At 75.2% G+C, this 19,363-nt stretch carries 16 protein-coding genes; 2 read left to right on the top strand and 14 right to left on the bottom strand.

Annotated elements, in window-relative coordinates:
• Window positions 1-16: 16 nt before the first annotated feature.
• The 9 genes from AR3_RS19945 to AR3_RS19905 all read right to left on the bottom strand — a co-directional run bounded on the left by AR3_RS19945 (window position 17) and on the right by AR3_RS19905 (window position 12,103).
• The gene (locus AR3_RS19945; RefSeq protein WP_217998662.1) at window positions 17-802 is read right to left on the bottom strand and encodes a phytanoyl-CoA dioxygenase family protein; all 786 of its coding nucleotides are present in this window, start codon (window positions 800-802) and stop codon (window positions 17-19) included.
• A gap of 75 nt (window positions 803-877) precedes the next feature.
• Window positions 878-1,612, bottom strand: coding sequence for an SseB family protein (locus AR3_RS19940; protein WP_067915770.1), 735 nt, complete (start codon window positions 1,610-1,612; stop codon window positions 878-880).
• Window positions 1,613-1,676: 64 nt separating this feature from the next.
• Window positions 1,677-2,783 carry a barbiturase gene (locus tag AR3_RS19935; protein WP_067915751.1) on the bottom strand — a complete coding sequence of 369 codons (1,107 nt, stop codon included), beginning with the start codon at window positions 2,781-2,783 and terminating at the stop codon, window positions 1,677-1,679.
• Between the two features lie 76 nt (window positions 2,784-2,859).
• Window positions 2,860-3,840, bottom strand: coding sequence for a carbamate kinase (locus AR3_RS19930; protein WP_227023009.1), 981 nt, complete (start codon window positions 3,838-3,840; stop codon window positions 2,860-2,862).
• A 231-nt stretch (window positions 3,841-4,071) separates the two neighbouring features.
• The gene (locus AR3_RS19925) at window positions 4,072-5,244 is read right to left on the bottom strand and encodes a pyridoxal phosphate-dependent aminotransferase (protein WP_067915768.1); all 1,173 of its coding nucleotides are present in this window, start codon (window positions 5,242-5,244) and stop codon (window positions 4,072-4,074) included.
• A 108-nt stretch (window positions 5,245-5,352) separates the two neighbouring features.
• Window positions 5,353-6,420, bottom strand: coding sequence for a lysylphosphatidylglycerol synthase transmembrane domain-containing protein (locus AR3_RS19920; RefSeq protein ID WP_067915750.1), 1,068 nt, complete (start codon window positions 6,418-6,420; stop codon window positions 5,353-5,355).
• Between the two features lie 128 nt (window positions 6,421-6,548).
• Window positions 6,549-7,979 carry an acyl-CoA synthetase gene (locus tag AR3_RS19915; RefSeq protein WP_067915749.1) on the bottom strand — a complete coding sequence of 477 codons (1,431 nt, stop codon included), beginning with the start codon at window positions 7,977-7,979 and terminating at the stop codon, window positions 6,549-6,551.
• A 48-nt stretch (window positions 7,980-8,027) separates the two neighbouring features.
• On the bottom strand, window positions 8,028-10,049 hold the full coding sequence (locus AR3_RS19910) for a hydantoinase B/oxoprolinase family protein (RefSeq protein ID WP_083951702.1): 2,022 nt from the start codon (window positions 10,047-10,049) through the stop codon (window positions 8,028-8,030).
• Entirely contained in the window at window positions 10,046-12,103 is a 2,058-nt protein-coding gene (locus AR3_RS19905; protein WP_067915748.1) for a hydantoinase/oxoprolinase family protein, read from the bottom strand. Before AR3_RS19905 ends, AR3_RS19910 begins: the two co-directional genes overlap by 4 nt.
• 188 nt (window positions 12,104-12,291) lie before the next feature.
• On the opposite strand from AR3_RS19905, the gene AR3_RS19900 reads away from it, so the two are divergent.
• Entirely contained in the window at window positions 12,292-12,666 is a 375-nt protein-coding gene (locus AR3_RS19900) for an FKBP-type peptidyl-prolyl cis-trans isomerase (RefSeq protein ID WP_067915747.1), read from the top strand.
• 35 nt (window positions 12,667-12,701) lie between these two features.
• Here the strand turns inward: AR3_RS19900 and AR3_RS19895 are convergent, their stop codons facing one another.
• Entirely contained in the window at window positions 12,702-13,592 is an 891-nt protein-coding gene (locus tag AR3_RS19895; RefSeq protein WP_067915746.1) for a carbon-nitrogen hydrolase family protein, read from the bottom strand.
• Window positions 13,589-14,242 (bottom strand): SRPBCC family protein, encoded by a 654-nt coding sequence (locus tag AR3_RS19890; RefSeq protein WP_067915745.1) that lies wholly within the window; start codon window positions 14,240-14,242, stop codon window positions 13,589-13,591. The genes AR3_RS19895 and AR3_RS19890 overlap by 4 nt, the downstream gene beginning before the upstream one ends.
• A gap of 248 nt (window positions 14,243-14,490) precedes the next feature.
• On the opposite strand from AR3_RS19890, the gene AR3_RS19885 reads away from it, so the two are divergent.
• The gene (locus AR3_RS19885; RefSeq protein ID WP_067915744.1) at window positions 14,491-15,357 is read left to right on the top strand and encodes a polysaccharide deacetylase family protein; all 867 of its coding nucleotides are present in this window, start codon (window positions 14,491-14,493) and stop codon (window positions 15,355-15,357) included.
• Between the two features lie 27 nt (window positions 15,358-15,384).
• Here the strand turns inward: AR3_RS19885 and cutA are convergent, their stop codons facing one another.
• Genes cutA through AR3_RS19870 form a run of 3 tightly spaced genes read right to left on the bottom strand, consistent with a single transcriptional unit; the run spans window position 15,385 to window position 19,264 of the window.
• Window positions 15,385-17,814, bottom strand: a complete 2,430-nt coding sequence (cutA, locus tag AR3_RS19880) for an aerobic carbon-monoxide dehydrogenase large subunit (RefSeq protein ID WP_067915743.1) — start codon at window positions 17,812-17,814, stop codon at window positions 15,385-15,387.
• A complete protein-coding gene (locus tag AR3_RS19875) occupies window positions 17,814-18,302 on the bottom strand; it encodes a (2Fe-2S)-binding protein (protein ID WP_067915767.1) in 489 nt (162 codons plus the stop codon). The genes cutA and AR3_RS19875 overlap by 1 nt, the downstream gene beginning before the upstream one ends.
• Window positions 18,302-19,264 (bottom strand): FAD binding domain-containing protein, encoded by a 963-nt coding sequence (locus AR3_RS19870; RefSeq protein WP_067915742.1) that lies wholly within the window; start codon window positions 19,262-19,264, stop codon window positions 18,302-18,304. The genes AR3_RS19875 and AR3_RS19870 overlap by 1 nt, the downstream gene beginning before the upstream one ends.
• Window positions 19,265-19,363 lie beyond the last annotated feature (99 nt).

The following is a 19,363-nucleotide window of genomic DNA, read 5'->3' as shown; positions in this document are numbered from 1 at the left end:
GAGCCCGCGCGCGGGGTCAGCGCCCGAGCCCGCGCCGGATCGCCGCCTCCACCGGGGAGTAGGCGCCGTCGGGCCGTTCCAGCCGCAGCGGCTCGGCCGGATACAGCGGCGGCTGCGCCATGAACCGCGGCTCTGTGCCGTGGTGCGGCTGCGCGGAGTGCACGACGAACGGATGGCACAGGTAGACGTCGCCGGCGCGCCCCGTGGCCAGGGCGACCGGCCGGTGCTCGCTCGCCGGAACGGCCTTCTGCGCCGCCTCCAGGAAGGTCAGCCCCTCCTCCCCCGCGGGCTCCAGGATCGGCGGCACGTCCAGATGCGAGCCCACGCGGATGCGCGTGGGCGCGTCGAGCTCGCCCACGTCGGAGAACAGGAACAGCATGAGCAGCGCCCGGCCCTTGGAGGAGACGTTCAGCCGCCAGCTCATGAAGTCGTCGGGGTCGTCCCCCGGAAAGCTCGACTCGACGTGCCAGCCGGTGTCGCCGGGGTCGTCCGGGCTGGGGAACCGCACCGGGACCGTGCCGAGGCCGGGCCGCGGCACCCACCGCCCCGCCCCGACGAGCGCGTCGAACGCCGCGTGCAGCTTCGGCGTGTTGGCGGCGACGCGGAACGGCTCCTGGTCGTAGTGCCACAGCCGCACCACCGGGCGCGTCCAGGTGGAGGGGTCGTCGGGGTCGCAGCCGGTGTCCGGCCACATGATCTCCCGGCACGCGTCGGCGACCTCGCGCGGGAACGCCTCCGGGATGCGCACGAAGCCGTTCTCGATGAATTCGGCCACCTGCGCGTCGTCGAGGGATTCGGGCATGCGGCCCAGCATGCCCGCCGCGTCCCGCGCCGGGCCACTCGTTTTCCTTCCGGGGCCCGGCGGGGTCGGCGCGGTTCAGCCGCGGACGACGGTGAGCTCGACGCCGCCGACGATGCGGCCGCGGAGCATCTCCGCGAGGCGGTCGGAGACGCGGCGCACGGCGGCGCGCTCGTCGTGGCCCGGCCGCAGGGTGAAGCGGATGGCCAGCTCGGCCCTGCCGCCGCGGTCGACGCGCACCCCGCTGACCGCCTCCTCAGGGCCGAACGCGGCCTCCACGGCGGCCAGCACGTCCGGGTCCTCGTGCGGCGGCGGGATCGGGCGGCCCTCGGCCATCAGGTGCAGCCGGACGCCGTCCACGGCGAACGGCACCGGGCCCGCCACGTCCACGACGAGCGCGTCCGCGCCGTCGTCCAGCGCCGCCCGGCACGCCTGCCGGGCGGTCACCGCGACCGGGCGGGCGTCGGGCCGCCACGCCTTGAGGCTGTCGAGGCAGGTGAAGCCGAGGACCCCGCGGCGGCCGTCCTCGCCGATCAGCGTGGGCAGCGCCATCTCGCTGGACTTCTCGCGCCGCAGCGGCGGCCGGTTCGGACGGCCGCCGCCCGCGGCGGCGGGCGCCGGCGGCGGCGCCTCCTCCTCTTCGGTGAGGACGGCCACGACGGGGATCAGCAGCCGCGCGTCCGGCAGCGCCTGCAGGACCGCGTGCTCGCCGAGGCGGCCGTCGGCGTACCCGGCCAGCGCCTCGCGCAGCCGCGGGTCGGCCGAGCCGTCGTCGTCGGGGAACTGGGGTTCGGGAACGGTCAGGTGACGCACGGCCACGAGGCTATAACCTCCGGCGACCACCCAGTGCGGTTATCCGCCTACCCGAGGTGATCGTTCAGCCGAGGTCGGCGATGGCGGCGACGGTGCCGCCGCCGGACGGGCCCTGGTGGACGGCGGCGACCGACACGAACACGGCCGGGTCGCCGGTGACCGACGCGGCCACCCCGCCCACGCACGCCTTGATCTGCCGGTGCCAGTGCACGTCGGAGTCGTCCAGCATGATGTTGCGCCGCCCGCGCACCCGGCCGGACGGGTCGGCCTCGCACTTGATGAACACGTTGACCAGGCGGCCGTCCAGGTCGTCGGGGTGCGGGCGGTCGGGCAGCGGCAGGCCGGTCGAGCGGATCGCCGCCCAGATGCCGTCGGCGTCCAGCGCGTCCCGCATGACCGCGTGCCCGGCCCGGTACCGGCCGCCGATCCCCCGCACGTTGCCGACCACGACGATCTGGGCGCGGTCCAGCTCCACGCCGGACGAGCAGGACGCCACCGACGAGTACAGCGACAGGTCCCGGTGGATCTGCTCGGGACGGGGCGGCTCGATCTCGCCGAGCGCGACCGCGATGCCCAGCGCGGTGGTGGAGTTGGAGATGTCCATCGACTTGAGCGTGTCCTCGGTGACCACGTCCTGGCCGCGCGAGCGCGCGTCGTTGATGGTGTCGAGGGTCAGCAGCGGCGTCTTGGTCTGGACGTAGTGCACGTCGGCCGGGTCGTCGATCCCGGCGACCTTCATGGCCTCGCGCACCCCCGCGGCGACCTTCTCGACCATGGCGGGACGGCCGATGTCCTCGGGGAGGATCACCTCGCTCATCGCGACCCCGACCGACAGGCGCGGCTCGTCGGTGGCGGGCACGGTCGCCGGGTCGACGGTGGCGAACACGGTGGCGTGCGGGCTGAGCACCCCGTCGGTGCCGCCCGACCACACCAGCGGGACGTTGCGGACCTCCTCCTCGGTGCGGGTGCCCTTGGCGACCAGCACCTCGCGGAACGCCCGGTCGGCCAGCAGGCGGGTGTAGTCGTTGACGCCGCCGTTGCCCTCGGTCTTGCCGACCACGGCGAGCACCCGGTCGGCCTCGAGCACGCCGTCGTCGATGAGCCGGGCCAGCCCGGAGGCGTCGGCCACGTGTTCGATGGGGATCTTGCGGACTTCGATCGGGTCGGGCACGTCGCCGCTCCTTGCTCTCGTGTCGTGGCTCTCGTGTCGTGCTTGTCGCCCTCGTGTCGTGCGGGTCGCCGCCGGCTCAGCCGCACCGCTCGCCGGGGTGGACGATCGTTCCGGCCTCGCCGCGGACCGCGTCGGTGATCCGGTCGAGCGAGGTGATCGCGGCGCGCCGGCCGCCCCGCTCGACGAAACGGCACGCCGCCGTCACCTTCGGCCCCATGCTGCCGCCGGCGAAGTGCCCGGCGGCGGCCAGCGTGCGCAGCTCCCGCGCGGTGGTGCGGCGCAGCGGACGCTCCCGCGGGGTCCCGTACCCCACCAGGACGTGCTCCACATCGGTGGCGATCACCAGGGTGGCGGCGCCCAGCCGCCGGGCCAGCAGCGCCGCCGCCAGGTCCTTGTCCACCACCGCCTCCACGCCGCGCAGGACGCCGTCCTCGCCGCGCACGACGGGCACGCCTCCGCCGCCGGCCGCGACCACGACGTGGCCGGCGTCGAGCAGCAGGGCCGCGGCGTCCGCGTCGAGGATCTCCAGCGGCTCGGGCGAGGCGACCACGCGCCGCCAGCCGCGCGGCCCGTAGGACCGCCACTGCTGCCCGAGCGCCATGAACCGCTCCGCCTCGGCCTGCGGGAAGTACCGGCCGATCGGCTTGACCGGGTCGGCGAAGGCGGGGTCGGCGGCGTCCACCAGGGTGCGGGTGACGACGACGGTGACCGGCCGGTCCGCGCCGCGCGCCGCCAGGGCCCGCGCCAGCGCGTTCATGATCAGCACGCCGACGGTGGCCTGGGTCTGCGCGCCGCACCAGTCCAGCGGCACCGGCGGCACCACGTCCGCGGCCAGCTGGTTCTTGATCAGCAGGTTGCCGACCTGGGGGCCGTTGCCGTGCGTCAGCGCCACCCGGGCGCCCGCCGCGACCAGGTCGGCCACGTGCTCCATGGCCGCCTCGACCGCCGCGCGCTGGGCGTCCGGGGCGGCGCTGCCGTCGGGCGCCGTCATGGCGTTGCCGCCGAGCGCGATCAGGACCCGCTCGCCGTCGAGCGGCCCCGCCTCCTGCCTGCTCACGGGGCCGAAGGTAGCCGCGAAACGGGCGCCGCGCCTGGGCGGATATCGCCCAACCGGCGCCCTAGGTTCGGCAAAAGTGGCCGGTTCGGCGCGCGCAGGACGCCCGGCCGAGCCGTGCGGCTGGAGCGCGCGCCGAGCGCGCCCGGAGACCCGGCCGGGCGGCCCGTGCGGCGCTCCTGAGAAGGCCCACGGGGCCCACGGCGGGCGTGCGCCGGGTCAGCGAGGCGGCGGTCAGCCGAGGCGGCGCAGGCGCTCCACGGCCTCGTCGATGACCTCGTCCTTCTTGCAGAAGGCGAACCGGACGAAATGCGATCCGGCCGCGGCGTCGTCGTAGAAGACCTGGGTGGGGATGGCGACGACGCCGACCTTCTCGGGCAGGGCCAGGGCCAGCTCCATGCCGTCGGTGAAGCCGAGCGGGCGGATGTCGGCCTGGACGAAGTAGGTGCCCTGCGGGCGGACGGCCGCGAAGCCCGCCGCCTCCAGGCCCGCGACGAGCCGGTCGCGCTTGGCCTGCAGCGAGTCGCGCAGCCGCGCCACCCAGTCGAGCTCGTTGCGCAGCGCGTAGGCGACGGCCCGCTGCCACGGGCCGCCGGCCGCGTACGTCATGAACTGCTTGACGGTCTGGACCGCGCGCACGTACGGGGCGGGCGCGGTGACCCAGCCGGTCTTCCAGCCGGTGACGGAGAACGTCTTGCCCGCCGACGAGACCGCGACGGTGCGTTCGCGCATGCCGTCCAGGGTCGCCAGGGGGATGTGCTCGGCGTCGTCGAAGGTCAGGTACTCGTAGACCTCGTCGGTGAGCGCGATCAGGTCGTGCTCGCGGCACAGGTCGGCGATCGCCTCCAGCTCCGCGCGGGTGAAGACGGTGCCCGCCGGGTTGTGCGGCGAGTTCACCAGGATCATGCGGGTGCGGGGGCCGACCGCGGCGCGCAGCTCGTCGGGGTCGAAGGTGAAGCGGCCGCCGTCCGGACGCAGCGTCACCGGCCGCCGCACCGCGCCGGCCAGCGCGATCGTGGCGGCGTAGGAGTCGTAGTACGGCTCGAAGACGATCACTTCGTCGCCGGGGTTCGCCAGCGCCAGCACGGAGGCGGCGATGCCCTCGGTGGCGCCGACGGTGATGTAGACCTCGGTGTCCGGGTCGTACTCCAGCCCGTACCGCGCGCGCCGCTGCTCGGCCACGGCGCGGCGCAGCTCGGGCAGGCCGGGGCCGGGCGGGTACTGGTTGCCGCCGGAGCGGATCGCCTCGACGGCCGCGTCCAGCATCCCCGGCGGGCCGTCGGTGTCGGGGAAGCCCTGGCCGAGGTTGATCGACCCGGTCCGCACCGCCAGCGCGGACATCTCCGCGAAGATCGTCGTCCCGAATCCCTGCATGCGAGGTACGAGCGGCTCAGTCACGTCCACCATCATCGCGGGTCCCGGGCGGACGCGTCCTCGGCCGGGGGTCGTCCAGTCCTCGGCCGGGGGCCGTCCAGTCCTCGGCCGGGGGCCGTCCAGTCCTCGGCCGGGGGCCGTCTAGGCCGCCCGCGCGGGCACCGGCGCCTCCTGTTCGCGCGTGCCGGCCGGCGCGACGGCGTCGTCGGAGGCGTCGTCGGATTGGCCGCCGCGCATCGTCCCGGCGGTCAGCAGTCCGATGGGGACGGGCGCCCAGTGCGACACGGCCCGGAAGATCAGCACACCGGAGAGGGCGGCGGCCGTCTCGACTCCCGACGCGGCCAGCAGCGCGACCAGCGCGGCCTCGGTCGAGCCGAGCCCGCCCGGCCCCGGCACCGCGCCGCCCGCCGCCGCGCCGACCATGTAGACGACGATCAGCGCGCCGAACTGGCCGGGTGCCGCGGCCCCGGGGACCGCCAGCACGCTCAGCGCGAATCCCACGGCCATGACCAGCGTGGTCGCCGCCGACGCCGCCAGCATGACCGCCAGGTCTCCCGGACGCCGCGCCAGCCGCGCGCACGCCTGGAGGGGGCCGCGCAGCCGCTCTCGCAGGACCCACGCGGCGACGCCCGCGGCGGGCACGGCCGCCGCGGCGATCGCGATCAGGGGTCCGCCGAGCCCTTCCAAGTGCTCCCGCAGCCACGCGACCAGCACGCCGTCCCCGGTCGTCAGCGCGATCGGCAGCACCGCCGCGAACAGCAGCAGGTCGGCGACCGCGCCCCCGATCTGCAGGACTCCCGCCACCGCCACCGCCTGCCCGGCGGGGACGCCCCGTCCGGTCAGGTACCGCGCGTTGACCGCGATCGTGCCGAGCCCGCCGCCGGTCACCCGGTTCGCGGTCGCCCCGGTGAACTGCGCCATCGTGGCGTGCAGCAGCGGCAGCCGCCGTCCCGCCGCGCCGCGCAGCGCCACGGCGGAGAACCAGAAGTGCACGACGACGAGGACCGCCAGCGCGGGCACCAGCGCCCAGTGCGCGTCCCGGATGCCTCGCACCGCCCCCGACACCGTCGCCGCGGCGTCGCCGCTCGCCGCCGCCATCGCGGCGCCCGCGGCGAGCGCCGCCGCGGCCAACGCCCACCCGATCGCCCGCCTGCGCCGGACCGCACGGCGGCGCAGGACGGGCATCCCGGGGGCGGCGTGGACGTTCATGACTTCCTCCGGACGGGGCGGCGGCTGCTGTCTCCAGCCAACCCGTCCGACCGTCGAAGGTCAGTGGTGCGGCCACGCCAGTCGAGGGTGGGGACAACCTCAGCCCCCGCCCCGGGGCAACCCGCGGTCTAGGCGCTCTTCCCGGCCCCTTCGCCCAGGCGGGACTTGACGACCTTGCCCATGGCGTTGCGCGGCAGCGCGTCCACCAGGTGCACCACGCGGGGCCGCTTGTGCGCCGACAGCCGCTCCGCCACGAAGTCGATCAGCTCCTGGCCGGCGACGCCGTCGGCCACGACGTAGGCGGTGACCTGTTCGCCGAGGTCGGGGTGCGGGGTGCCGACCACCGCCGCCTCCCGCACCGCCGGATGCGCCAGCAGCGCGTTCTCCACCTCGCCCGCGCCGATCCGGTACCCGCCGCTCTTGATCAGGTCGGTGGACGCGCGGCCGACGATGCGGTGCCACCCGTCCGGCCCGATCACGGCGATGTCGCCGGTGCGGAACCAGCCGTCGGGGGTGTACGCGGCGGCCGTGGCCTCGGGGCGGCCCAGGTAGCCGCTGAACAGCATCGGCGCCCGCACCTGCAGTTCCCCGGGCGTCTCCCCGTCGAACGGGACGGGCGACCCGTCGTCGGCCGCCAGCCGCGTCTCCACTCCGGGCAGCGGGGTGCCGACGTGGCCGGGCCGCCGGTCGCCGTCGGCGCGCGCGGAGACGGTGATGAGCGTCTCGGTCATGCCGTACCGCTCGACGGGCCGGTGCCCGGTCAGCTCGGCGAGGCGGTCGAACACCGGCACCGGCAGCGGGGCGCTGCCCGACACCAGCAGCCGCGCCCTGCGCAGGGCCTCGGCGGACGCCGCGTCCTCGCACACCCGCGACCACACGGTGGGGACGCCGAAGAACAGCGACCCGCCGTGCTCGTCGGCGGCCGCGGCGTACGCGGCGGGGCGGGGGCGCCCCGTGTGCACCAGCGGCGACCCGACCCGCAGCGCGCCCAGGACGCCGAGCACGAGCCCGTGCACGTGGAACAGCGGAAGGCCGTGGACGAGCACGTCGCCGGCCGTCCACTTCCACGCCTCGGCCAGCGCGTCCAGGCCCGCGGCGATCGCGGCCCGGGAGATCTGCACGCCCTTGGGGGCGCCGGTGGTGCCGCTGGTGTAGAGGATGAGCGCGGTCGCGTCGTCCGGCGGCCGCGGCGACGGCGGCGCGGACGTCCCGGACGGCAGCGCGTCCACGGGGACGAGCGGCGGGCCGCCGTCCGCGGGGTCCCAGGCGTCGCGGGCGGCCAGCAGCAGCCGCGCCCCCGAGTCGCCCAGGATGTGGTCCCGTTCGGCCGGGCCCGAGTCGGGCGGCAGCGGCACGACGGGCACGCCCGCGAGGATCCCGCCCACCACGGCGACCACGGTCTCGACCGTGGGAACGGCGTGCACCGCGACGGCCTCGGCGCCGCCGATCTCGGCCGCCACCGCCGCCGCGCGGGCGAACAGGTCGGCCCGGGACACGGCCCGGCCGTCCATCCGGATCGCCTCCGGCGCGTCCCCCGCCGGGTCTCCGAGCAGGTCCATCGCTCCCCTTCCGTCCGTGCCGTGCGTCTTCGGGCAGGCCGCGCGCCTTCAGGCAGTATGCCGGTCGCTCCGCTCGTCATGCCGGTCGCTCCGCTCGTCATGCCGGTCGCTCCGCTCGTCGCCGCTCCCGTCGCCCTGCCGGCCGGCGTCCCCGTCGAGGACGTCCACGTCGGCGTGCGGACGGCCGCCGGACAGCACCGGGTAGCCGGGGCCGCGGTCGAAGAACGGGGCGGGGCCGCGTTCGGCGCGGAGCCGGGCGCGCAGCGCGTCCGTGGCGGCGCGGTCGACGACGCCGTCGACGATCACCACGCCGTAGTCGTCGCGGGCCCCCTCGAGGGAGACCTTGCCGTCGCGCACGTCGGCGGCGACGCGTTCGGGGTCGCGGTCGAACGGGTCGCCCCAGCCGCCGCCTCCCGTCGTGCGGATGCGGATGATCTGGCCGGCGCGCACCGGGTGGCCGTCCACCAGGCCCTCCATCCGCTCGGCGTCCTCCTCCCCGGGCGTGAAGATGTCCACGCGGAAGGGACGGCCCGCGCGCCCTCCGTTCACGCCCCAGCACGACAGGATGGAACGGTCGGCGATCGACATGAAGCGGGCGTCGCGCAGCATGCGGATGTGCTTGTCGTAGCCGAGGCCGCCGCGGAACTTCCCCGGCCCGCCCGAGTCGACGGCCAGGCCGAGCCGCTCCACCACGAACGGCCAGCGCGCCTCGGCGAACTCGACCGGGATGTTGCGGGAGTCGGGGACGATGTGGATGGTGTCCTCCCCGTCGGCGTAGTGGCGCCCGCCCGAGCCGCCGCCCAGCACCTCGCGCATCAGGTACGGGCCGTGCTCGTCCTCCCCGTACACGCCGGTGTAGCGGATGGTCTCCTGGTCGGCGGGCATGCGGCCGCCCGTGGCCTTGGCGAGCACGCCGGCCAGCACGCCCAGCAGGCGCAGGATGACGAACGTGCGCGCGTTGGTCGGCGCCGGGAACACGGGCGTCAGCAGCGTGCCCTTCTCCGGGAACCGCATCTCGATGAGCGGCACGACGCCCTCGTTGACGTCCAGCTCGGCGGCCCGCTCGGGGGAGTCGGCGAGATTGCGCAGGATGGGCGCCAGCCACTTCTTCAGGAACACCCCGTCGGCGTAGTCGCCCGCGTGGTTGATCGGGCCCTTGGCCTGCGGGGACGTGCCGGTGAAGTCGATGACCAGCGGCACGTCGGCGGACGAGTCGACGGTGAGGGTGATGCGCTGGGCGTGCAGGCGCGGCGGGTCCACGCCGTCGTGCTCGGCGTAGTCCTCCCACACGTACGTCCCGTCGGGGATCTTCGACAGCAGCTCGCGGCGGAACGTCTCGGTGGTCCGGTCGATGATCGCGTCGAAGCAGTCCTCCACGGCGGCGCGGCCGTACCGGTCGAACAGGTCGGCCAGGCGGCGGGCGCCCATGAGGCAGGCCGAGCACTCGGCGTCCAGGTCCCCCGCCAGGGAGTCGGGCATGCGGGAGTTGCGCGTCATGATCTTCAGCGCCGCCTCGTTCGGCGCGCCCCGGTCCCAGAGCTTGATCGGCGGCACCATGAGGCCCTCTTCGAAGGCGCTGCGGGCGTGGCTGGGCATGGAGCCCGGGACGGCGCCGCCGATGTCGTCGTGGTGGCCGAACGCCTGCACGAACGCCACCACCTCGCCGTCGTGGAAGACGGGCACGGTGACGCACAGGTCGGGCAGGTGCCCGATGCCGCCCTCGGACAGGTACACGTCGTTGTGGAAGTACACGTCGCCGGGACGCATCGTCTCGATCGGGTAGTCCCGGACGACCGGCTGCACCAGCGCCGAGTAGGAGCGGCCGGTGAGCTTGCGCAGCCGCCGGTCGTGGATGCCCGCGCGGAAGTCGTGCGCGTCCCGGATCATGGGCGAGCGGGCGGTGCGGGCGATCGCCGTCTCCACCTCGCGCTCCACCGACGCGAGGGTCCCCTCGACGATCTCCACCAGGACCGGGTCCGCGGCCCGCGTGCGCGGGGCCGTTCCGGCGCCGTCGCCGCTCTCCGCGGCGCCGCCGGTCCGGGCGGCGCCGTGCCGCCGCGGCTCGCTCATGGCGTCTCCTCCTTCGTGATCACGAGGTTGCCGTGGGCGTCGACGCGGGCCTGATAGCCGGGGTGCAGCGGCACCGTGGAGCCGAACTCCTCGATGACGGCGGGGCCGTGCAGCACGTCGTCGCGGGCGAGCCGGTCCCGCCGGTAGACGGGGGTGCGGGCCCAGCCCTCGAAGTAGACGTCGCGGACGCCGGTGCGGGCGCGTTCGGGGTTCCCGTCGCCGGGCGGCCGTTCGCGCAGGCGGGGACGGGTGATCGGGCCGATCCCCGAGACGCGCAGGTTCACCCATTCGACCGGATGCCGGCCGGGGTCGCCGCGGTAGCAGTAGCCGTACAGCGCCTCGTGCGCGTCGTGGAAGCGGCGGACGACCTCGGCGCGGAAGGCGTCGTCGACCGGCCCGTCCGGCGCGGCCACCCGCACCTCGAACGCCTGCCCGTGGTAGCGCAGGTCGGCCGAGCGCGCGAACCGCTGCCGCTCGGGCGGGAACCCTTCGCGCTCCAGGGCGTCGGCCGCCCGCCCCTCCAGCTCGGCGTAGACCGCGCCGAGGGCGGACAGGTCCACCTCGGCGTCGCGGGCGACGTGCGTGCGCACGTAGTCGTTCTTGACGTCCACGGTGAGCAGGCCGAACGCCGACAGGCTGCCGGGGTCGGCGGGGATCACGGCGGCGGGCAGGCCGAGCAGGTCCAGCAGCCGGCAGGCCAGCAGCGGCCCGGACCCGCCGAACGCGACCAGCGGGAAGTCGCGCACGTCCAGCCCGCGCTCGACGGTGATCCGCCGGATCGCGTTCGCCTGGTTCCACGCCGAGATCTCCAGGACGCCCGCGGCGGCGCGGTCGCCGGACAGGCCGAGCTCGGCCCCGAGGGCCTCCACGCCCGCCCGCGCGGCGGCCACGTCCAAGGGGATCTCGCCGCCGAGCAGGTGCGGCGGGATGCGGCCGAGCGCGGCGTGCGCGTCGGTGACGGTCGGCTCGGTGCCGCCGCGTCCGTAGCACAGCGGGCCCGGGTCGGCGCCCGCGCTGCGCGGCCCGACCTTCAGGGTGCCCTCCGGGGAGATCCACGCGATCGATCCGCCGCCCGCGCCGACCGTCACGATGTCGATCATCGGGATCTTGACGGGGTGGCGGCCGACCGCGCCCTCGGTGGTGAGCGTCGGCTCGCCGTCCAGCACCACGGCCACGTCGGTGGACGTGCCGCCGCCGTCGAGGGTGACCACCGAGCGGCGGCCCTCGGCCGCGGCCACGTAGGCGGCGCCGAGCGCCCCGGCCGCCGGCCCGGACAGCACCGTGGTGATCGGCTGGTGCACGACCTCCTCGGCCGACAGCACTCCGCCGTTGCTCTTCATGACCCGCAGCGGCGCGGGCAGCAGTCCGGACAGGCGCGCCAGATAGCGGCTCATCGTGGGCTTGACGGCGGCGTCCACCAGCGTGGTCACCGACCGCTCGTACTCGCGGTACTCGCGCAGCACCTCGCACGACAGCGACACCACCGCCTCGGGATGCTCGCGCGCCAGCACCTCCCGCATGCGCAGCTCGTGGGCGGGGTTGGCGTAGGAGTGCAGGAAGCACACGCCGATCGCGCGGATGCCCCGGTCGCGGAACCAGCGGGCCGCCGCCGCCGCGCTCTCCTCGTCGAACGGCCGCAGCTCGGCGCCGGTGTGGTCGAGCCGCCCGCCGACGGTGCGCACCCGGTGCACCGGCACGATCCGCGGCGGCTTGACCCAGAAGTAGGAGTTGCCGTACCCGTCGGGCACGCTCTGCCGGGCGATCTCCAGCAGGAACTCGAAGCCCTCGGTGGTGATGAAGCCCAGGTCGTCGAGCCGGTCCTCCAGGAGCTGGTTGGTCGCGACCGTCGTGCCGTGCGACACCGCCGTGAGCGCGGACGCGTCGGCGCCCGCCAGGCGCAGGACCTTGCGGGCGGCGTCGGCGAACCCCTCGGCCGGATCGGCCGGGGTGGACGGTGTCTTGGTGGTGAACAGCTCACCGGTGTCCTCGTCGATCGCCACCACGTCGGTGAACGTGCCGCCCGTGTCGATCCCGATCCGCAGCCGCCGTGCCATGCCAGGTGTCTACCTGGGCGGGCCCGCCGCCGAAACGTCGCAAACTGCCAACGGAAGCTGTGATCTTTGGCGGTCTTCACGCGTCGGGTGCGGGCCGCCCGTTCCGTGGGACTAGGCTGAACGGCGACCGGGCACGGGGGCGGGGACGCCTCGCGTGCGCATCCGACGACACCGCTGGGAGCCCCGCCATGGCCCTGGAACGGCCCGAGATCGACTTCCCCGAGGGCGAGCCGCCCGCGTTCCTCGACATCACCGACATCGAGGTCGGGGACGGCCCCGAGGCCGTCAAGGGCTCGCAGGTGTCGGTGCACTACGTCGGCGTCGCGTTCTCCACCGGCGAGGAGTTCGACGCGTCCTGGAACCGCGGCCGCCCCCTCGAGTTCACCCTCGGCACCGGCCGCGTGATCAAGGGCTGGGACATGGGCGTCCTGGGCATGAAGGTCGGCGGGCGGCGCAAGCTGGTGATCCCGCCGCACCTGGCGTACGGCAGCCACAGCCCCAGCCCGGCGATCAAGCCCGGCGAGACCCTGATCTTCGTCGTCGACCTGGTCGACGTGACATAGCCTCCGCCCGAGGCGGGCGCGCGCCGGCGGACCGGCTAGCGCGGGAACGGGGTGGACGCGGGCCCCAGCAGGTCGGCGGCGTACTTGTCGTACACCTCCAGGTTCCGCTCGGCCAGATGGTCGAAGGAGTGCGGCACCGACGAGCCGGGCGTCAGCGACGCCATCGCCGCGGCCGGGTCCAGCCGCGCCGCCGCCCAGCCCTCGTGGGTGGCCGCGCGCGCCACCACCTCGGCGATCGGCGTCACGATCATCGAGTTGCCGAAGTACAGGGCGCCCCCCGGGTCGGCGCCCACCGCGTTGGCCGCCACGACGTACACGTGGTTGTCGTAGGCGCGGGCGCGGGTGGTCAGCTCCCAGATGTCGGCCGACCGCAGCAGCGCCGAGGGACGGCACACGACCTCGGCACCGCGCACCGCCATGATGCGCCACAGCTCGGGGAAGTCGCCGTCGAAGCAGATCGCCATGCCGATCCGGCCTAGCGGGGTGTCGACCACGGTCACCTCGCCGCCGGGCGCCGCCCACCCGCCGTGCCGGGCGTCCTCGACCCGGAACGGGTGGACCTTGCGGTAGACGCCGAGCACGTCGCCGCCCGGCCCGACCAGGACCGCCGCGTTGTAGACGGCCTCGGGCGCCCGCTCGTAGGTGCCGAAGCACACGTGCACGCCCAGCTCGCGCGCGACCTCCTGGATCGGCTCGGTCACCGGGCCGGGGATCGGCGACACCAGGTCGCGCAGCTCGGCGCCCGGCACGCCCGGGGTGAAGCCGGTGGTGCACGTCTCGGGCAGCACGACGAGCTCGGCGCCCGAACGTTCGACGCAGCGCCGCGTCCACGACACGGCCTTGTCGAGGTTGCGCCGCACCGACGCCTCGGTGAGCGGCCCTGGCTCCGGCGCGAACTGCACCGCGGCCGCGGTGAACGCCCTCATCGCCGCCGCCCCCTCGCCCTGCGGCCGAACGCGTACCCGATCGCGACCCCGGCCAGGGCGACCGCGCCTCCGGACAGGAACGCCGCGACCATCGGCAGCGGCGCCGCCGGGGGCGTCGGCGCCATCGGGCCGGGCGCGGCCTCGGCGGCCGCCGCAGGCGCCTTCGGCGCCTTCTCGGGTGCCCTCTCGGGCGTCGGCGCGGGGACGGCGGGCCGGGTCAGGTCGCGTTCGACGGCCGCGAAGAACTCGGCGGCCGTCTTGCGGGCGACGGTGCCGAGCACCCGCTGCCCCACTCCGCCGATCATGCCGCCGACGGTCGCGTCCGCCTCGTAGTCCACCCGGGTCCCCTTGCCCGAGTCCTCCGACAGCCGCACGCGCACCGTGGCGTCGACCGTGCCGGGGGCGCCCTGCCCGCGCGCCCGCAGCGTGAACGCCCGCGGCGGGTCGGGATCGGTCAGCTCGACGCGCCCCACGTAGGTGCCCCGGACGGACGCGACGCCCGCCGAGACGGTCATGGTGTAGACGTCCTCGCCGGTCGCCTCCAGCGAGCGGCAGCCCGGGATGGCCCGCGCCAGCACCCCGGGGTCCTGCAGCGCCTCCCAGACGCGCGGCAGCGGCGCGCCCACCATGGCAGTGCCGTTCACCTTCATGGACCGACCCTAAGAAATCCCGCCGCCGGGTCGAACGGCAACTCCTGCCCGAGCGGACGCCGCGTCTTGGGCAGAATCGACCGCTCCGCGGGACACGGCATGATCAGATGTATGCCGTCGCATGACTCGGGTCCCCGCCGGGCATCGCGAACCTCGACGGATGTTCGCGCGTCAACCCAGAGCGGTGAGCGCCGATCGTCGTGCGTCACGGCTTCGTCGTCGGCCGAGGGAACGGGAGAACGCGCCTGATGCGAGGGAAACTGCCCGTGGCCGCCACGGTGGCGGCCGGGGTGCTGGGCGTGGCCGCGGGGACGTGGCCCACGGTGCGCGCCGAGGCGGGCGGCCCCGAGGGCCCGTCCATGCGCAGCCAGCTCGCCGCCGTGGTGGCCGACCAGCGCTGGCCGGCGCCCAAGCCGGGGTCGTGGACGCCGCCGCAGCCCGCCCCGGACGGCCTGCCGCCGGTCATCGACCGCATCATCACGAACGACAAGGTCGTCTTCCTCACCATCGACGACGGCTACGAGTACGACCCGGAGTTCGTCCGGCTGGTCCGCACCCGCAAGGTCCCGATCATGACGTTCCTGACCACCCGGTACGTCAAGGGCCAGGGCCAGTACTTCTGGGCGCTGCGCAACGCCGGGTCGCGGATGGAGAACCACACCGTCTCCCATCCCGACATGCGCACGCTCAGCCCCGAGGCGCAGCGCAAGGAGATCTGCGACGCGTCCCAGACGATCGCGCAGCAGTACGGCCGGCGGCCGCAGATCTTCCGGCCGCCGTTCGGCAGCTACAACCGGGAGACCCGGGAGGCCGCCAAGCAGTGCGGCATCAAGTCGCTGCTGCTGTGGTCGGCCGAGTACTACAACGGCACGACCGGCCCGGGCGTCGGTTACGACGGGTTCGCCCGCGCCGACGGCGGCACGGGCTTCAAGCCGGGCGACATCGTCCTCATGCACTACCGCAAGGGCCTGGCCAAGCAGTTCGAGACGATCCTCGGCTGGATCCGGCAGCAGGGCTTCCGGCCCGCGGCCGTGGAGAACTACATCCCCCGCTCCCTGGGCGGCGAGGCGCCCGACGCCCCCGCCTCGACGAAGAACTCGACGAAGAAGCAGTGACGGGCGCCGCCCGCGGGCGGCCCGCCGTCACGTGGCGCGCTCGCGGGCGGCGCGCGCGCCGCTCCGGGTGCGCAGCGACTCGTCGCGTTCGGCGCGCCGGCGCAGGCGGTACAGGTCGTCGGGGGACAGCGGCATGCTGTGGACGCGGATGCCTTCGGCGTCCTCGACGGCCGAGGCGATGACGGCCGACACCGGGATGACGCCCGCCTCCCCCGCGCCCTTGATGCCGAGCGGGTTGAGGGGCGACGGGGTCTCCAGGTGGGCGGTCTCGATGCGCGGGATCTCCGTCGCGTAGGGCATGAGGAAGTCCATGAACGAGGCGTTCAGCAGCTGGCCCGACTCGTCGTAGACCATGCGCTCGTACAGGGCGCCGCCGATGCCCTGCGCCACTCCCCCGTGGATCTGGCCCTCGACGATGCGCGGGTTGATGAGGCGGCCGCAGTCGTGCACGACCGCGTACCGCAGGATCCGCACCTCGGCCGTGTCCGGGTCGGTCTCCACGATCGCCGCGTGCATCCCCGCCGCGAACGTCGACCGGACGGGCGAGTAGTAGTCGCGGCCCTCCAGGCCCGGCTCCTCCCCCCGCAACGGCGGCTCGGTCGCGTCGCCGCCGACGGCGAACTGCGTGGCGCGCTGCGCCTCCTCGTCGAACGCGTACCGCAGCGGGTTGGACAGGACGGCGACGGTGCGCAGCGGCACCGCGGCCGACGGGTCGCCCTTGACGTGCACGACCCCGTCGGTGATCTCCAGGTCGCGCGGGTCGGCCTCCAACGCCTCCGCGGCGATGCGCAGCGCCTTCTCCCGCACCTTGCGGGCGGCCAGCGCGATGGCGTTGCCGCTCATCACGGCGGCCCGCGAGGCGAACGTGCCGACCGCGTACCCGAAGCGCCGGGTGTCGCCGGTCGTGACGCGCACGTCCTCCACCGGGACGCCCAGCTCGGCGGCGGCGATCTGGGCGAACACCGTCTCGTGCCCCTGCCCCTGCGAGGTGAGCCCGGTGGCCACGTGCACGCGGCCCGAGGTGTCGATCTCGACGTGGCCGCCCTCGTACGGCCCGACGCCCGTGCCCTCGACGTAGCAGCCGAGGCCGATGCCGATGCGGCGGCCCTCGGCGGCGGCGCGCGCCCGCTCCTCCTCGAAGGAGTCCCACCCGATGAGCTCCTTGATGCGGGCGAGCAGGGCCGGGTAGTCGCCGGAGTCGTAGATCAGCGGGCGGCCGTCCTGGAAGGTCAGGCCCTGGTCGTAGGGGAACTCGTCGGGGCGGATGAGGTTGACCTCGCGCACCGCCGCCCGGTCGCGGCCGAGGTGGTCGGCGATGCGGTCCATGGTCCGCTCCATGCAGAAGACGCCTTGGGGGCGGCCCGCGCCGCGGTACGGGGTGACGATGACGGTGTTGGTGTAGAGGCTGACGACCTCCGCCCGATAGGCGCCGATCTTGTAGGGGCCGAGCAGCTGGGTGGAGGTGACGATCGGGATGATCACCCCGTAGGGGGTGTAGGCGCCGTGGTCGTGCAGGATCCGCACGTCCAGGCCGAGCACCCGGCCCTCGTCGTCGAACCCGACCCGCACGTGCTGCACCTGGCCGCGCTCGTGGGCGGCGGCGACGAAGTGCTCGCGCCGGTCCTCGGTCCACTTGACCTCCCGGTCCAGCAGCCGGGCCGCCCACGGCACGAGGATCTCCTCCGGCCACGGATGGACGATCTTGACGCCGAAGCCGCCGCCGACGTCGGGGGCGATCACCTCGACCTTCCCGGGCGGCAGGCCCAGCTTGGCGGCGATGGCGGCGCGCACGCTGGTGGACGCCTGGGTGGACGAGTAGACCCGCAGCGACCCGTCGTCGGCGTCCCACCGCGCGTACACCCCGCGCCCCTCCAGGGGCATGGACGCGCTGCGTTCGATGTCCAGGCGGAACTCCAGCACGTGCGGGGCAGCCTCGATCGCGGCGTCCACGTCGCCGGTCCGCTGTTCCAGGACGGCGCCGACGTTGCCGGGCACGTCGTCGTGCACCAGGTGCTCGGCGCGGGCCGCCTCCTCGATCCCGACCACGGCGGGCAGCGGGTCGTAGTCGACCCGGATCCGCGACGCCGCGTCCTCGGCCAGATAGCGGTCGCGCGCCACCACCATCGCGACCGGTTCGCCGACGTGCCGGACGACGTCGCGCGCCAGCGGGTAGGCGGTGCGGCCGTGGGTGAGGGACGGGTGCGGGATCAGCAGCGGCAGCGGCTCGGCGACCCGGCCCGGCAGGTCCTCCCACGTGTAGATCGCCACCAGCCCGTCCACGTCGAGGGCGTCGGTCACGTCGATGTCGAGGATGCGGGCGTGCGCGTGCGGGGAGCGGACGAACGCGGCGGCGAGCGCGTCGCGGCCCAGGTCGTCCAGGTAGCGGCCCTGCCCGGTGAGCAGCCTCGGGTCCTCCCGCCGCGGGATCGGCTCGCCGAAGACGCGGGTGCCGCCCATCAGCGCGCCTCCTCGGCCAGGAGCTCGGCCGCCCGATGGACCGACGCGACGATGTTCTGGTAGCCCGTGCAGCGGCACAGGTTGCCGGAGATCCCTTCGAGCACCTCCTCGTCGGTGGGGCGCGGGTTGTCGCGCAGCAGGGCCGTCACCGTGCACAGGAACCCGGGGGTGCAGTAGCCGCACTGCAGGCCGTGGCACTCCTGGAAGGCCCGCTGCACCGGCGACGGCGTGCCGTCCCGGCCCGCCAGCCCCTCCACGGTGGTGATCTCGTGCCCGTCGGCCGTCACGGCGAGCATCAGGCAGGACCGCACCGGCTCGCCGTCCAGCAGCACCGTGCAGCATCCGCACACGCCGTGCTCGCAGCCGACGTGGGTGCCGGTCAGGCCCAGGTCGTGCCGCAGCAGGTCGGACAGCAGCCGCCGGGCGGGCGCCCGCGCCGTGCGGTGCACGCCGTTGACGGTCAGCTCGATCTCGAAGGTCTCCTCCATCACCACTCCGCCTCGTCGTGGACGCCGGGCGTCTGGGCGCGGTCCAGCGCGTCGGCCGTGGCGGCGCGCAGGGCGCGTTCGGTGAGCACGCCCGCCAGGTGCCGCCGGTAGTCGGCGCCGGCGTGGATGTCGGGCTCGGGGTCGAGGTGGTCGCGGACGTACCCGGCCACGCCGGACCAGTCGGCGGCCCCGGGCGGGCGCCCGTCCTGGGCCTGCCGGGCCCGGGGGGTCAGGTCGAGGACCAGCGGCGTGGCGGCCACGCCCAGGTATCCGACGCGGGCGGTGCTCACCCGCAGGTCCTCGTCCAGGCCGACCACGGCGGCGACCCCGGCCAGGGCGTAGTCGCCGTGCCTGCGGGACGTCTCGGTGAACGCGACGCCGGTGCGGGGCGGCAGCGCGGGGAAGAACGCCGCCTCGGCCAGCTCCCCGGGGCGCAGGGCGCTCTCCAGCGGGCCGGTGAAGAAGTCGGCGGCCGGGATCGTGCGGCGCCCGGCGGCGGACACCGCCTCGACCGTGCCGCCCAGCACGGCCAGCACCGCGGGCAGCTCGGCGGCCGGGTCGGCGTGGGCGAGGCTGCCGACCACGGTGCCCCGGTTGCGGATCACCGGGTGCGCCACGTGCCGCAGCGCGGCGGGCAGCAGCGGCTGGACGGCCGCGACGCCGGCGGAGCGTTCGACGGCGGCGTGCCGCGCCAGCGCGCCGACGCGCACCCCCTTTCCGCCGGTCCGCCCGCCGGGCGGCGCCTGCGCGTCCTCCTCGGAGCCGACGATGCGCACGCCGTCCAGGCCGGCGACGCGGTTGATGTCGACGATGTGGCCGGGCTCGGCCAACCGCATGTTGAGCAGCGGGATGAGGCTCTGCCCGCCCGCCAGCACCTTGGCGTCGGCGCCGTGGGCGGCCAGCACGTCCAGCGCCTCGGCGAGCGTGGCGGGGGCGTGGTAGGCGAACGGCGGCGGCTTCACGGCTGGGCATCGCCTCCCGCGGACGCCGCCTCGGCCGTCCCGCCGGACGGGGCCGGCCCGTCGGCCGCCGCGCCGCCGGACGGGGCGGGCCGGTCGGCC

This window comes from Actinomadura rubrobrunea NBRC 15275, assembly GCF_001552235.1.
Lineage (GTDB): Bacteria > Actinomycetota > Actinomycetes > Streptosporangiales > Streptosporangiaceae > Spirillospora > Spirillospora viridilutea.
This window is presented reverse-complemented; position numbering and strand designations above follow the sequence as displayed.

Excerpts from the sequence above, each read along its gene's own strand:
- AR3_RS19945 (WP_217998662.1), bottom strand. The coding sequence starts at position 802 with ATGCCCGAATCCCTCGACGACGCGCAGGTGGCCGAATTCATCGAGAAC.
- AR3_RS19925 (WP_067915768.1), bottom strand. The coding sequence starts at position 5,244 with ATGGTGGACGTGACTGAGCCGCTCGTACCTCGCATGCAGGGATTCGGG.
- AR3_RS19920 (WP_067915750.1), bottom strand. The coding sequence starts at position 6,420 with ATGAACGTCCACGCCGCCCCCGGGATGCCCGTCCTGCGCCGCCGTGCG.
- AR3_RS19915 (WP_067915749.1), bottom strand. The coding sequence starts at position 7,979 with ATGGACCTGCTCGGAGACCCGGCGGGGGACGCGCCGGAGGCGATCCGG.
- AR3_RS19910 (WP_083951702.1), bottom strand. The coding sequence starts at position 10,049 with ATGAGCGAGCCGCGGCGGCACGGCGCCGCCCGGACCGGCGGCGCCGCG.
- AR3_RS19905 (WP_067915748.1), bottom strand. The coding sequence starts at position 12,103 with ATGGCACGGCGGCTGCGGATCGGGATCGACACGGGCGGCACGTTCACC.
- AR3_RS19900 (WP_067915747.1), top strand. The coding sequence starts at position 12,292 with ATGGCCCTGGAACGGCCCGAGATCGACTTCCCCGAGGGCGAGCCGCCC.
- AR3_RS19895 (WP_067915746.1), bottom strand. The coding sequence starts at position 13,592 with ATGAGGGCGTTCACCGCGGCCGCGGTGCAGTTCGCGCCGGAGCCAGGG.
- AR3_RS19890 (WP_067915745.1), bottom strand. The coding sequence starts at position 14,242 with ATGAAGGTGAACGGCACTGCCATGGTGGGCGCGCCGCTGCCGCGCGTC.
- AR3_RS19885 (WP_067915744.1), top strand. The coding sequence starts at position 14,491 with ATGCGAGGGAAACTGCCCGTGGCCGCCACGGTGGCGGCCGGGGTGCTG.
- cutA (WP_067915743.1), bottom strand. The coding sequence starts at position 17,814 with ATGGGCGGCACCCGCGTCTTCGGCGAGCCGATCCCGCGGCGGGAGGAC.
- AR3_RS19875 (WP_067915767.1), bottom strand. The coding sequence starts at position 18,302 with ATGGAGGAGACCTTCGAGATCGAGCTGACCGTCAACGGCGTGCACCGC.